We start from the raw sequence: 14,291 nt of genomic DNA, 5'->3' as shown, positions 1-14,291 counted from the left end.
ATTTCATTACTGGTAATTTGTGCTTTGCGGCGCTAATATTAACTAAATATGTGTGGAGTACAGCATGAAAAATCAAAAATTAAGCGAATTTGAGCAATACTTTCAGATAGAAGAAAGCAACCGCGTGAACTTATACGCTGTTGAGCCACATGTTGTGCCGAAAACGCATGCTGAACTTGAAGCCGATATTCCCGCCCTATTTAAGCTTGCAAATGAAGTGAATGAACTTGAGCAAAGTACATTACGCCCACTGCGTAATTTAGGTGACATAGCTCAAGAGCTGGCCATATTTTTACAAGCTCAATCACGTAAAATAGACTTGATTATGAGCCACATTCTGGCCTCTGAACAGCCCGAAGATAACGCAAATTATTGTGATAGTTATGGTGGCGGTGGCGTAAAACTCACATCGGCTGAGGTATACGAATTAGGGCAAACGTTTAGAACCAAACTATTTTTGCAGCATGAAGCATCAGCGATATATTGTTATACCGAATTAGTTGCGATTGAAAAGCGCGATGATGATAAATACCAATACACTTTATTATTCACTGCCATTCGCGATGCAGACCAAGATTTAGTCGTTCGGGCAGCATTGCATGCACAAACTCGCCAGCTTAAAAAACGTCAACAAGAAAACACGTCGCAAAGCAGTTAAAAATCCTGCTTTATCGCGCACAAAAAGCTGACATCTATGGCTAAAATGCTAAACTAGCCCCACCTTTGTTTGTTTAATACCTTCATGAAATTTAGACTTTTACCTGAATGGGCTGAGCAAGACGCTGTAATGCTCACTTGGCCGCACCAAGATACCGATTGGGCTGCAATTTTAACGGTTGTAGAACCCGTTTACGTCGCCCTATGTCAAGCAATTAGCCAACAACAAGATGTGGTGATTGTTGCTCATAACGACGCACTTAAAAACCACATAAGTGCCCTACTGGCCGACGCGGGTGTTGATGCACACCGTATTCACTTTGTCGTTACCCCGTGCAACGATACATGGGCTCGCGACCATGGACCGTTAACCTGTGCGAACCTTGATAACGCAGCTGATTTAAAAATCATGGATTTTATTTTTAATGGCTGGGGTAATAAATTCGAAAGCCAGCTTGATAACCATATTAATCAAGTGCTCGTCAAACAACTAGCAAACCCAAACACGGCTTATCAGCAAAGTGATTTAGTGCTTGAAGGTGGCGGCGTTGAAATTAATGAGCACGGTGTGCTGTTGACGACCAGTGAATGTTTGCTAAACCCGAATCGTAATCCATCGTTATCTAAAACAGACATCGAGCAAATCCTTAAAGAACAATTAGGTGCCGAATCGTTTTTATGGGTTGATCACGGCTATTTAGCGGGTGATGACACAGACAGCCACATTGATACGTTAGTGCGTTTTGCACCAAACAATACGCTTGTATACGTTAAGTGTGATGACGAAAATGATGAGCATTTTGCTGCATTAGACGCGATGGAAAAACAGTTACACACGTTTAAAACACACCAAGGTGAAGATTACAGGCTTATCGCTCTTCCCTGGCCTAAAGCGGTGTTTAACGATGACGGTGACAGATTACCCGCCACTTATGCCAATTATTTAATCATCAATAAAACAGTGCTTGTGCCAATTTACGGTGATGAACATGACTCACTGGCATTAGCTCAAATTGCAATGGCCTACCCAGAACACACTGTACTGGGTATTAACTGTTTACCAATTATCCATCAGTTTGGCAGTTTACACTGCATTACGATGCAATTACCGCGCGGCTTTTTAGCAGGAGCAGACAATGACTAAACCAACGCATTTAAAGGTTGCCCTTGTTCAGCAATCTAATTCTGATAACGCCCAAGAAAACATGGCAAAATCAATTGCAGGCATTCGTGATGCAGCAAGCCAAGGCGCTAAACTGGTTGTTCTTCAAGAACTACACCGCAGTTTATATTTCTGCCAAACAGAAGACGTTGATGTTTTCGATTTAGCAGAAACAATTCCAGGCCCAAGTACAGACACACTGGGCGCGCTGGCAAAAGAGTTAAATGTGGTGATCGTGTCATCATTATTCGAAAAGCGTGCCACAGGCCTTTACCATAACACCGCCGTTGTACTTGAAACAGACGGCAGCATTGCGGGTAAATACCGTAAAATGCATATTCCGGATGATCCGGGGTTTTACGAGAAGTTTTACTTCACACCGGGGGATTTAGGGTTTCAACCAATTCAAACCTCAGTGGGTAAACTCGGTGTGCTAGTATGTTGGGATCAATGGTTCCCTGAAGCCGCACGCTTAATGGCGATGGCGGGAGCTGAAATCTTAATTTACCCAACAGCCATCGGCTGGGATCCTCGTGATGATAAAGACGAGCAAACGCGTCAAAAAGACGCCTGGGTTATTTCACAGCGTGCGCATGCTGTTGCCAATGGTGTGCCCGTTATTAGCTGTAACCGCGTTGGTCATGAAAGTGATCCAAGTGCGCAAAGCGAGGGTATTCAGTTTTGGGGTAATTCGTTTATCGCAGGCCCTCAAGGTGAAATCCTTGCACACGCAAATAACAGCGACGAGCAGTTACTTGTTGTTGAACTTGACCAACAACGCAGCGAAAACATTCGCCGTATTTGGCCATACCTACGTGATCGTCGTATCGACCACTATCAGGATCTAACAAAAATTTATCGAGACTAAACACAGTTTAAAGGAGTAGTAAATGGCGTTTGCGCAATGGGCAGCATTGCCTTGGGTAAAATCTGAGAAAGATAAAATTCACTGGGGACAACTAACCGGCAGCGGGCTGAGTATCGCAATAGCCGAAGGTGTGAAACAACATAACGAACTTGTTGTGATTGTCACCCCAGATACACCAAGCGCCCTTCGCCTTGAAACTGAACTCGAATTTTTATTACCTGAAAACCCAGTCATGGTCTTCCCTGACTGGGAAACGTTACCTTATGATCATTTTTCACCGCATCAGGATATTATCTCTGCGCGTCTTGCCACTCTTAACACCTTAAAAAAAGAACAACAAAGCGTGTTAATTGTGCCCGTGTCGACCTTGATGCTACGCACTGCTCCCGCGTCATTTATCTATGGTTCAACCCTTAATTTTACGGTGGGTGACACGCTAGATACTCACACCCTACGTGATAACCTTGAGCAAGCAGGCTACTTACATGTTCAACAAGTGATGGAGCATGGTGAATATGCAATACGTGGCTCAATTGTTGACTTATACCCGATGGGGAGTCCTCACCCATTCAGATTAGACTTTTTTGATGATGAACTAGACAGCATCCGCTTGTTTGACGTAGAAAGCCAACGTTCTGATGAAAAAGTCGATAAAATAGAGCTCTTACCGGCCCACGAATTCCCGACAAACGATGCAGATATAGAACGGTTTAGAATTAATTATCGTGAACAATTTGGTGCCAGCTCCGAGCAAGATTCTATCTACATGCAGGTAACCAAAGGCACTTGGCCTGCGGGGATTGAATATTACATGCCGCTGTTTTTCGATCAACTAGCGACAATTTTCGATTACCTTCCCAACAATACCACTTTCATGCACTTTGGTGATATTGAGCATGCCGCTGAGCAGTTTTGGCATGATGTAAATGTACGCTATGAAAACCGCCGTGTAGACCCTCTTAGACCGCTTCTTGAGCCCATAAAACTTTATCAAAGTGTCAATGAACTGTTTGGTGAGTTTGCACACTACGCGCGAATACGTTTATCACAGGCAAAGCTTGGTACGAAAGCAGGACACACAAATTTAGCCAGCAACGATTTACCCAATGTACGTATTGATCATAAATTGCATGAGCCGTATCAAGGCCTAATTGACTATGTTGCCAGTGAAAAAAAACAAAAAGGCCGTGTGCTACTGTCTGTAGAGTCTGACGGACGACGTGAATCGCTGCTGACACTGTTAAGACCAAGTGGTTTAAAGTTTAAAGAATTTAATTCATTCACCGACTTTACCCAAAGCTCCAGCGATGTGGGTTTAATTGTCTCGCCCCTTGAACAAAGTGTAGTGCTGGATGGTAAACCCCGTTTAACCATCATTACAGAGCAAGAGTTATTAGGTATTAAGGTGTCTCAGCGCAGACGCCGAAAACATAAATACGAAGCAAGCCAAGATGCATTAATTCGCAATCTGGCAGAACTGCGTCAAGGTCAACCAATTGTGCACCTTGATCACGGTGTGGGTCGTTATCAAGGTCTTGAAACCATTGATGCTGCAGGGGTGATTACCGAGTTTGTTACGATCACCTACGCAAACGAAGCCAAACTCTATGTGCCCGTTTCTGCACTTCATATGTTGAGCCGTTATTCAGGTGGAGAAGAAGCAAGTGCCCCACTTCATAAACTGGGTTCAGATGCATGGGAAAAAGCGAAAAAACGCGCCGCAGAAAAAGTACGCGATGTCGCTGCTGAGCTGTTAGATATTTACGCAAAACGCCAAGCTAAACCTGGCAATATGTTTAAGCTTGACGGCAGTGCTTATCGCCAATTTAGCGACAGCTTTCCATTTGAAGAAACAGACGACCAACGCAACGCCATCGAAGCTGTACTGGGCGATATGCAAAGTAAACAGGCTATGGACCGATTAGTGTGTGGTGATGTGGGTTTTGGTAAAACAGAAGTCGCCATGCGCGCTGCCTTTGTTGCCGTAAATGATAACAAGCAAGTCGCCGTGCTTGTCCCGACTACGTTACTTGCACAGCAACATTTTGAAAACTTTAAAGATCGCTTCGCTGATTTGCCAATAGAAGTCGGTGTTTTATCGCGTTTTAATTCGACAAAAGAGCAAAAAGAAACACTGGATAAAATGGCCGAAGGCAAGCTAGATATTGTCATAGGTACACACAAATTAATTCAGCAAGACATTAAATTTAAAGACTTAGGCTTATTAATCGTTGATGAAGAACATCGCTTTGGTGTTCGTCAAAAAGAAAAAATAAAAGCACTGCGCGCCGATGTCGACATTTTAACCCTCACCGCCACCCCGATTCCGCGTACACTGAATATGGCAATGAGCGGCATGCGCGACTTATCGATTATCGCCACACCACCGGCTAAACGATTGGCCGTTAAAACCTTTGTAAGACAACGTGATGCTGAGCTCATTCGCGAAGCTATTCTGCGTGAAATTAAGCGCGGCGGCCAAGTTTATTTCTTACACAATAATGTTGAAACTATCGACCGTGTTGCTGAAGAAATTACTGAGTGGGTACCAGAAGCAAGCGTTACCACTGCACACGGCCAAATGCGTGAACGCGAGCTTGAGCAAATCATGAGTGATTTTTATCACCAAAAATACAATGTGATTGTGTGTACAACAATCATTGAAACCGGCATTGATGTTCCGACTGCGAATACCATCATAATGGATAGAGCCGACAAGCTTGGCCTAGCTCAGCTGCATCAGCTTCGCGGCCGCGTTGGTCGAAGTCACCACCAAGCGTACGCGTATTTATTAACAGGCAATCCAAAGTCATTAACCAAAGATGCAGTAAAACGCCTTGAGGCCATCGAGTCTTTAGAAGATTTAGGCGCAGGCTTTGCGTTAGCGACACATGATTTAGAAATTCGTGGCGCGGGTGAGCTACTCGGTGATGATCAATCAGGGCAAATGCAGAGCATCGGTTTTAGCCTTTATATGGAAATGCTTGAACAGGCCGTTAACGCACTAAAAGAAGGCAAAGAGCCAACACTGGAGAACCTGCTAGGTCAACAGACTGAGGTTGATTTAAAACTGCCAGCCTTATTACCGGATGATTATATTCATGATGTAAATGCACGCTTAGGAATCTATAAACGCATCGCAAGCTGTGCTAATCTCAATGACATGGACGAGCTACAGGTCGAGTTAATAGACCGATTTGGTTTACTCCCAGATGCCACTAAAAACTTATTTAGTTTGCAACAACTGAAATTGCAAGCCAGCAATATTGGCATCAAAAAGATTGAAGCAAACCCGAAAGGCGGCTATTTTGAGTTTAGCCAGCATACAAAGGTTAACCCTAGCTTCATTATAGGTTTGATACAAAGTGCTCCGCATATATATAAAATGGACGGCGCAAATAAATTGCGTTTTGCGATCAGCGAGGCGAACCCTCGTGAACGCTTGAAAATGGTCACTGCAATGATTGCAGATTTCGAAAAAAAGGTTAGCCATTAATGTTGTTTAGAAATAGTTTTATTTTACTTTGTTGCTTATTTACAAGCTCATCGTTTGCAGCACGCTGGTTCGAAATAGAAGTGCTTATTTATAAACAACGTCCAGCGCCCTACTTACAAGAAGATTTCTCGTTAAAACATGATGAAATCAATGCAAAACGTTCGAAAGACTTATTATCACCTGTCTACAAAGCGCACGCTAAACAAGCTTGTATTAACGGTGATAGTCGTTTTCGTTCACAGTCATTTACTGATGAATTGATTAATTCAAACCCACATTCGAATGTCTGTGACGACAGCGTTGATTTTTTAGCAAGCTACAACGAATTACCAGTCTCTCCCCCTGTCGAACCACGTGAAGACACCGACGAAATTTATTTAATGGCGCCTGAGCAACTGCAATTTACTGAACAGAAAAACCAGCTTGATAGAAAAGGTTTAACACCGTTATTACACACCGGTTGGCGTTTTCCTGAAATGAGTGAATCACGCGCTCAAAGTATTCGGTTATTTGCAGGCAAACATTTAGCAGCAAGTTCACCTGCTATTGAACCAGATAACAATGACTTTATTAGCCTAGTAACTCCATCAGAGCAATATATTCCGGAGAGTTTGCAACAAACGCCTGATTGGGAATTAGATGGTTTAATGAAAATTTACGTTCGTCATTACCTTTTTATAAATGCTGATTTTGATATTAGTCAGCGTTTAGAAACCGGTGATTATGAAAAAGCCCGCTTTTCACAATTTAAGCGTGTGATCAGCAACGAAATACATTATTTCGATCATCCTCGTATGGGCATGATCGTGCAAATAAGACGCTACAACCATTAATGGAATCTATTATGAAAAAATATATGGCAATTGCTGCTGCCGCTGCAGTGTTAACATTAGCTGGCTGCTCTAAAGTAAACCTTGAGAACTATGAAAAAATAAAAATCGGTATGGATAAAGCAGAAGTTGAAGCTATCTTAGGCTCGGCTGATAAGTGCGAAGAGAAAACACTGCATACGAACTGTATCTGGGGTGATAATGATAAAAATATCGAAATCACTTTAGTTTCAGATAAAGTATCGCTTTATAGTAAAACAGGTTTAGACGCTAAATAATCCTGTAAGGGTGGCATATAGCCACCCTACTCACTCTTATCTAATTGACTGTGGATCAGCTCTATATTAATAATTTTGCTGCGATTTAACGTAATTTTGTAGCGTTCATACCTAGTTTCGTGCTCATTTTCTGAAAAAACTAACACCAAATTTAATTGGTAACGCCTCTCAACTGCCTGCTTTGATATTTTATTACTGTCGAGATGATAGAGTTTCCCCTCACCACGTTTTAAGTAACGCGCAAACGGCGCTAAGCTAAAGCTAACAGTTTGTTGCAACGTATCATACCCGGGCAAAAACTCTTTTGCATTGACGTGTGTTTCACTGGCAAAGTGTAACCATTGTGCTGCTTGTTTATTTTGATGGCGACGCTTAGAAAATATCTGACGCACTTTTTTTGGGATCCGCTTGAACGAGGTGTATTCGAGCCAAATGTACTGACTGGCGATCCTGTCTTTTGTAATACTGTTCTTAAACTGAAAACGCCATTTCGGCCGGCCTCTCACAATGGCACGCCAAATAACACGGGTTATATCTTCTTTAAATATTTCACGCAGCCCGTAGATCACTCCTAAAATCAAAATTAATGTTGCTGTTACTTCAGTAAAGGTTGAGCGTGCATTAAGTACAACCAGCATAACAAAAGCCATTATAACGGCAGTGACAGTGCCTTTAACCATTCGCTTTAGATAACTATTAAGATGGCGTGTGGTGCGATTTAAGATAACGCCATGCTCAATTAAGCGTTGTAATAAACGCATTTTATTTGTAATGCGGTTTGCATCTTCAAGGGTTGATTGCGAATTATACTCTTGTTCTTCTCGGTAGCTGTTTTCTGCTTTACAGAAATCGAGCAACTCACCACGCTCTTTTGCAAAATCGCTACTGCGCGGCCCTTCGTCTAATAACTTTAAAAATGATTGTTCAACATGCCAGCTTAAATAGTTATCGGCATTTTTATAAAATGGCAGCAACTTTTCATCATCTGGGGTATAACGACGTAGTTTTTTTAGTAACCCTTCAGTTTGCTCACACAACTCCATCGCCGCAGGGTAAAACTCGTCAGCTTCGTTATGTTTTAGGGTGTCTTTAATATCGGCATTGAGTGCTAGACGAACCTGATAACAATATAAATTTAGGTTTTGCCTATAATCTTGTTGCTCACCTTTGTTTTTACTCACAAACCGACTTCGCACCAGTGGCAAGTGAATATTGTTCGCATTGTAAGCTAGGTGCGACTTAAAGTGGTTGTTGAAGTACGCTTCTTCACTGAGTGTTTGCGGGTTGACACTCATTTCATTTGGAATAGAAAAATACAGATCGAGACGCTGCTCTGCGCGGGGACTTAGCTCAGGTTCGATAATAAAAGATAGGTTTTCGTCTTGTTTAAGCAATATCACCTCGTTGTTTACTTTTACACTGTAAGTTTACGCCGAGATAGCTTTTCAGACAATAAAAAAGGCCCAGTAAAAACCGGGCCTTAATAATCATTTCAAACTAGATTAGAACTTAACGTTCACACCAGCGTGGAAACGACGACCTAGTACATCGTATGTGTACGGGTCAGTGTTTGAGTCATTGTTACCTGTGTAGTAAGGTGGCTCTTTATCGAACAAGTTATTAACACCTGCAGATAAAGTCACTGTATCAGATAGTAAGTATGAACCACTGATGTCATGATAAACAACTGATGGTGTTGTAGGTGCTAAGCATGAATCTTTACCAACACATGCATAGCTATCCATTCCTGCAATGTAACGTGCTTGGTATTGAGCATCCCAATTATCACCCGCTACATTTAGCGTGAAGTTAGATTTGATATCTGCATATCCACCAATGTTTGATGTAATTAGTCCAGCGTAGTCAACGGTGTCATTTAATACAGTCACAACATACTCATCTAAATATGTTGTGTCTAAACCTGCTTTCCAGTTAAGGCCTGCAGCTTCAAAGCTGTATGCTAAGTTAAGGTCAACACCTGAAGTCTTTTCAGAACCAACATTTTGAAGTTGATTGTTAAAACTAATACGGCCAGTACTATCAATACCGATGTTTGCTGATTGACATAATACTGTGTCGCTATTTGCAGAAGTAGCTAAACATTGATCAACAATATACTGCTCATTAACTGACGCAATTGCATTTTCAATATCGATTTTGTAGTAATCAAGCGTCATGCTGAAGCCTTCAAACCACTCAGGCTCGTAAACGATACCTGCAGTAAACGTATCTGCTTCTTCAGGAGTAAGAAGAGAGTTACCACCTACAGTTACTTCAGCTTGGTCTTGAGCACCTGGGTATGATATACGTTCGAAAGATGGTGAATTACCAGAATATAACTCAGAAACAGTTGGTGCACGGAACGCAGTTGACACAACGCTACGTAGCATTAATTCATCGTTTGCTTTCCAGGTTAAACCTAGTTTCCATGTTTCATCTGAACCAAATGTGCTGTAATCAAACGCACGAATTGCAGCACTTAATTCAACATATTGAGCAAATGGCAATTCAGAAAGAAGTGGCAATGCAAATTCAACATACGCTTCATTAACATCAAAACCACCTGAAGTTGGCTCTACTGGAGGATCATTAGCCAGACCTTGTGCTGTAAGTGAGTCAGGTGTGTACCATGCTTTTTCTTGACGGCGTTCAACACCTGCAGCGAATGCAGCAAAACCAGCTGGTAATTCAAACATTTCACCTGAGATCGATGCTGATAGCATAAATAATTGGCTACCACCGTTGTTAACTTCAGTGTAAACATTTTTACGGAAATCTTCAGATACCCATGCAGCTTGATCTAATGGGTTAAAAGTCCCCTCAGTGATTTGGTCTTGAATAGCACCCATGTTGTGAAGGTTGCTTAGCTTGTCAACTGAGTCATTACGACCAAAGTTAGCAGACACATCCCAAGCATAATCACCAATGAAACCTTCGGCACCAATTACTGCACGAACAGTGTCTACAGATTGCTCAAAGTAACGTGCACCTGTATCAGTCATGCGACGACCATAAGAAATATCATCGCCATAAGCGTAGTTCAGAGTATCAGTGATGTAGTTGCCATCAGCATCACGATCTGCAATACCGTCACCATCACGATCTACTTTACCAACATATGTTTGACCAAGTAATGAGTCACCCATATTTTCAGTATATTTGAAATCAAACCATACTGGTTGAGCAGCCATTTGCTGTTCTGACCAACGTTTAGTATAAGTGAATTCTGAAAACAATGTTGTGTCATCAGATAGTTCATATCGTGCTAAACCAGTCAGGTTTAAACGCTCCATTGGCGTATACAAATAGCTGTCAGGTGCAAAGTTATAAAGATCAGAATCACTGTAAGGGTGTAAGCCATCTTTACCACTTAAACCATAATCGCTAGGCGCTAAGCTAGAAGTAATTTTTTTACCATCAGCATCGACTGTTTCACCTTTATCGTTTACATCACCGATGACCCCACCTTGCCAAATGTGACCGCCTTCACTGTATTGTGAGCCACCATTACAATTTAAACCATTAGCACCTTCAGCGATTGGACAAGAAGAAAAATCTCGGTCTGATTGCTTCGCTTTACCACGGTCTGTATATTGCATCCCGATTACAATATTACCCTTGTCGAATGATGAACCAACTGTGAAGTCAAATGAATTCTCAGTTGCATCACCTTCACCAGTGATAGCTGAGTTAACATTCATGTCAAGACCTTCAAAATCGTCTTTTAGAATGATGTTAACAACACCTGCTACCGCATCTGTACCATAAACAGCAGAAGCACCATCTTTAAGCACTTCAACTGATTTGATCATTGATACAGGGATTGTGTTTAAGTCGACAGTTGAAGCAGCACCAGTACCCGATGCAATCATACGGCGACCGTTAACAAGAACCAATGTACGGCTGCTACCTAGACCACGTAAATCGATACGTGCATTACCACCAGAACCATTGTTGATACCTGGGTTAGTCATCGCACCGCCAGTGGCAGTCATTTTTTGTAATACGCTATCGATGCTAGTTGCACCCATCGCTTTAATATCGTCTGCGCCAATCAATGTTACTGGGCTTGCGTTTTCCATATCTGAACGCTTAATGCGAGAACCCGTAACTTGAATCTTTTCGATAGATTCTGCTGCATCATCAGCAGCTAAAACTTGCATGCTTGAGAACATTGGGATTGCTGAAACAACAGCTAAACCAAGAATTGATTTTTTCATGTGAAACCCTACTTGTTGGAAATTTACCTTTAGTTAGGTAGCGCTCGTTATTATTAGAATCACGAGTCAGCGGAGGGCAACTTAGGCGCAGTTAACTGAACGAAAACTGAATGGTAGATTAAATAAAAAACACCCCAAAAATTACGTACCCATTTAAGGTAATAAGATTTCACTATGTATCAATGTTAACAATAAAAAACCAATACAAAACAAACAGGTACAAAATGTTTAAAACAAAAAAAACACGATTGAAATCAATTACACACACTTTGTAATCAAGTGTAACCATGATGGATATTTGTCTTTAAATGAAAATTTTACAAGTTGATCACACAACGTTATAAAAACCGTAATAGGTCAATATGTCTGCTAACCATAGTTATTCACAAAAAATAACTAAATTGGCAAAGTTAGCTTTTAAACAAGGTATTAGAGGATGGTTTTTGTATTTTGTTCACACGGATTAAATTTCCATGCAAAAAAGCAGTGAGAGCGTGTTATTCAAGAAAAGTGGCAAACGTAAAAAGCTATTACCTATTATAAGGCAATGAGGAGGCTGTTAATGCTCAACCTTATTTACACAGCATGGCGTGAGTCAAAGTAATAAAAAACACTCTGTTGACGGTTTTGCGCATCGGTAAAAACGACTGTCATTTTCCAAGTCATCACAGGTTCGGAGCACACTCCGACCATCGTCTGGGCCGACCAATAACTGCCTTTTTGGGTAAACTGTAAAGGGATATACCCCATATACATCGTAACCCCTTCTAGTTTTGCCGAAACGTTATACGCATTTGGAGGTAATTTAAGGTTAATTGAAAAGGGAGTTTCTGGGCTAATGACTGAATTGGGCAACCAAATTTCCACACCGTTCGCAAACTGACAATGTGTATTTTTTTCGCACGTTGCACTTGTCTGTGGCTCATCTATACTTTGCCTGTCACAAGCAACTATGAAAACACTCAAAAACAAAATGTAGCTGGTTATTGTAGTTCGCACTCAACTTACCTGTATAAAATAAAAGCGGATACTAGTCCGCTCGTCTATGAAAAACAACTAGGCTAAGTAGAATAAGTTAATAAAAATACAATGACTGACAAAAAATAACCAACAAAGCGGGAAAATTTGATTGATGTCATAATTTTATGCAATTGACCTATCTTTTTAAGGTCAAAAATTTTATCATTTCCATCGCAAAATAAGGGTTTCTCGAGTTTGTTTTCTGAAGCTATCATCTACAGCTAGCTTTGGGTAACACGCTTGTGAAGTAATAGTAGGCCCCACTTATTACTAAGTGGGTAATTCATTTCTAAAACGCATTAATTGCAGCGGAAGCCAGAAAATGAGCCAAACAGTAGCATCACAAACTGAGTACAATTATAAAGTTGTACGCCAATTCGCTATTATGACAGTGATTTGGGGCATCGTTGGCATGAGTGTTGGGGTTCTGATTGCTGCCCAATTAGCTTGGCCAGCACTTAACTTTGATACACCATGGTTAACTTACTCTCGACTACGTCCGTTACATACGAACGCAGTAATTTTCGCATTTGGTACAAGTGCACTTTTTGCGACGTCTTATTACGTCGTACAACGTACGTGTCAAACGCGTCTTTTCTCAGATAAACTAGCGGCCTTTACCTTTTGGGGTTGGCAACTTGTTATCGTACTTGCCGCGATTACCTTACCGTTAGGTATCACGAGCTCAAAAGAATACGCAGAACTTGAATGGCCAATTGATATTCTTATCGCGGTAGTTTGGGTAACCTACGCCGTTGTATTCTTTGGTACGCTAATCAAACGTAAAGTATCGCACATTTATGTTGCAAACTGGTTCTATGCTGGTTTCATTATTACTGTTGCCGTATTACACATTGTAAACAGCATGGCAATTCCAGTGTCACTAACTAAATCATACTCTATTTATGCGGGTGCAGTAGATGCGATGGTTCAGTGGTGGTACGGTCATAATGCTGTTGGCTTCTTATTAACTGCTGGTTTCTTAGGTATGATGTACTACTTCGTACCAAAACAAGCAGGTCGCCCTGTATATTCTTACCGTCTATCGGTTGTTCACTTCTGGGCGCTTGTTTCTTTATACATCTGGGCAGGTCCTCACCACCTTCACTACACTGCGCTTCCAGACTGGACGCAAAGCTTAGGTATGGTTATGTCAGTTATCTTATTCGTCCCATCATGGGGTGGTATGATTAACGGTATCATGACGTTATCAGGTGCATGGCACAAACTTCGTACTGACCCAGTACTTCGCTTCTTAGTTGTTTCACTGTCTTTCTACGGTATGTCTACGTTTGAAGGTCCAATGATGGCTATTAAGTCTGTTAATGCACTTTCACATTACACAGACTGGACAGTAGGTCACGTTCACTCAGGTGCGCTAGGTTGGGTTGCGATGATTTCAATCGGTGCAATTTATCACTTAATCCCTGCACTATTCTCTCAGGGTCGTATGTACAGTGTTAAACTGGTTAATACACACTTCTGGTTACACACTGTAGGGGTTGTTCTATATATCGTAGCAATGTGGATTTCAGGTGTAATGCAAGGTCTTATGTGGCGTGCAGTAAACTCAGACGGTACGTTAATGTACAGCTTTGTACAATCACTAGAAGCATCGTATCCGTTCTACATCATGCGTTTCCTTGGCGGTGTATTCATCGTAACGGGCATGCTAATTATGGCTTACAACGTTTACCGTACAATTGCTGCGAAGAAAGATTCGCTTCAATTAGACGCTGACGCACAATTAGCATAACGGA

Annotated in this window: 10 protein-coding genes; 7 read left to right on the top strand and 3 right to left on the bottom strand. The window is 41.6% G+C overall.

Annotated features, from left to right (window positions below; all coding sequences use genetic code 11):
- The first annotated feature begins 64 nt into the window (after window positions 1–64).
- The 6 genes from JIG41_RS19450 to JIG41_RS19425 all read left to right on the top strand — a co-directional run bounded on the left by JIG41_RS19450 (window position 65) and on the right by JIG41_RS19425 (window position 7,291).
- Window positions 65–658 carry a PilZ domain-containing protein gene (locus tag JIG41_RS19450; RefSeq protein WP_199525310.1) on the top strand — a complete coding sequence of 198 codons (594 nt, stop codon included), beginning with the start codon at window positions 65–67 and terminating at the stop codon, window positions 656–658.
- Window positions 659–742: 84 nt separating this feature from the next.
- Entirely contained in the window at window positions 743–1,801 is a 1,059-nt protein-coding gene (locus JIG41_RS19445; protein ID WP_199525309.1) for an agmatine/peptidylarginine deiminase, read from the top strand.
- Window positions 1,794–2,687 (top strand): carbon-nitrogen hydrolase, encoded by an 894-nt coding sequence (locus JIG41_RS19440; protein WP_036967897.1) that lies wholly within the window; start codon window positions 1,794–1,796, stop codon window positions 2,685–2,687. Before JIG41_RS19445 ends, JIG41_RS19440 begins: the two co-directional genes overlap by 8 nt.
- A 22-nt stretch (window positions 2,688–2,709) precedes the next feature.
- A complete protein-coding gene (gene mfd, locus JIG41_RS19435) occupies window positions 2,710–6,183 on the top strand; it encodes a transcription-repair coupling factor (RefSeq protein WP_199525308.1) in 3,474 nt (1,157 codons plus the stop codon).
- Window positions 6,183–7,016 carry a CsiV family protein gene (locus JIG41_RS19430; protein ID WP_036967893.1) on the top strand — a complete coding sequence of 278 codons (834 nt, stop codon included), beginning with the start codon at window positions 6,183–6,185 and terminating at the stop codon, window positions 7,014–7,016. The genes mfd and JIG41_RS19430 overlap by 1 nt, the downstream gene beginning before the upstream one ends.
- A gap of 11 nt (window positions 7,017–7,027) precedes the next feature.
- On the top strand, window positions 7,028–7,291 hold the full coding sequence (locus tag JIG41_RS19425) for a lipoprotein (RefSeq protein WP_036967891.1): 264 nt from the start codon (window positions 7,028–7,030) through the stop codon (window positions 7,289–7,291).
- A 26-nt stretch (window positions 7,292–7,317) separates the two neighbouring features.
- Here the strand turns inward: JIG41_RS19425 and JIG41_RS19420 are convergent, their stop codons facing one another.
- The 3 genes from JIG41_RS19420 to JIG41_RS19410 form a co-directional block, all read right to left on the bottom strand.
- Window positions 7,318–8,685, bottom strand: coding sequence for a hypothetical protein (locus JIG41_RS19420; protein WP_036967889.1), 1,368 nt, complete (start codon window positions 8,683–8,685; stop codon window positions 7,318–7,320).
- Between the two features lie 108 nt (window positions 8,686–8,793).
- Window positions 8,794–11,511: a TonB-dependent siderophore receptor gene (locus JIG41_RS19415; protein WP_036967885.1), complete on the bottom strand. Its 2,718-nt coding sequence runs from the start codon at window positions 11,509–11,511 to the stop codon at window positions 8,794–8,796.
- Between the two features lie 576 nt (window positions 11,512–12,087).
- Window positions 12,088–12,510 carry a hypothetical protein gene (locus tag JIG41_RS19410; protein WP_083202723.1) on the bottom strand — a complete coding sequence of 141 codons (423 nt, stop codon included), beginning with the start codon at window positions 12,508–12,510 and terminating at the stop codon, window positions 12,088–12,090.
- Between the two features lie 343 nt (window positions 12,511–12,853).
- Here JIG41_RS19410 and ccoN point away from each other — a divergent pair, with 343 nt between their 5' ends.
- Window positions 12,854–14,287: a cytochrome-c oxidase, cbb3-type subunit I gene (ccoN, locus tag JIG41_RS19405; protein ID WP_036967883.1), complete on the top strand. Its 1,434-nt coding sequence runs from the start codon at window positions 12,854–12,856 to the stop codon at window positions 14,285–14,287.
- Window positions 14,288–14,291: the final 4 nt, after the last annotated feature.

This window comes from Pseudoalteromonas sp. bablab_jr011 (assembly GCF_016464045.1).
In the GTDB taxonomy this organism is placed as follows: Bacteria; Pseudomonadota; Gammaproteobacteria; order Enterobacterales; family Alteromonadaceae; genus Pseudoalteromonas; species Pseudoalteromonas lipolytica.
Note: the sequence above shows the minus strand (reverse complement) of the source record. Positions and strands in the feature narration are given on the sequence as shown.

Coding starts and splice junctions, on each gene's coding strand:
- JIG41_RS19445 (WP_199525309.1), top strand. CDS start 743: ATGAAATTTAGACTTTTACCTGAATGGGCTGAGCAAGACGCTGTAATG.
- ccoN (WP_036967883.1), top strand. CDS start 12,854: ATGAGCCAAACAGTAGCATCACAAACTGAGTACAATTATAAAGTTGTA.
- JIG41_RS19430 (WP_036967893.1), top strand. CDS start 6,183: ATGTTGTTTAGAAATAGTTTTATTTTACTTTGTTGCTTATTTACAAGC.
- JIG41_RS19425 (WP_036967891.1), top strand. CDS start 7,028: ATGAAAAAATATATGGCAATTGCTGCTGCCGCTGCAGTGTTAACATTA.
- mfd (WP_199525308.1), top strand. CDS start 2,710: ATGGCGTTTGCGCAATGGGCAGCATTGCCTTGGGTAAAATCTGAGAAA.
- JIG41_RS19440 (WP_036967897.1), top strand. CDS start 1,794: ATGACTAAACCAACGCATTTAAAGGTTGCCCTTGTTCAGCAATCTAAT.
- JIG41_RS19450 (WP_199525310.1), top strand. CDS start 65: ATGAAAAATCAAAAATTAAGCGAATTTGAGCAATACTTTCAGATAGAA.
- JIG41_RS19415 (WP_036967885.1), bottom strand. CDS start 11,511: ATGAAAAAATCAATTCTTGGTTTAGCTGTTGTTTCAGCAATCCCAATG.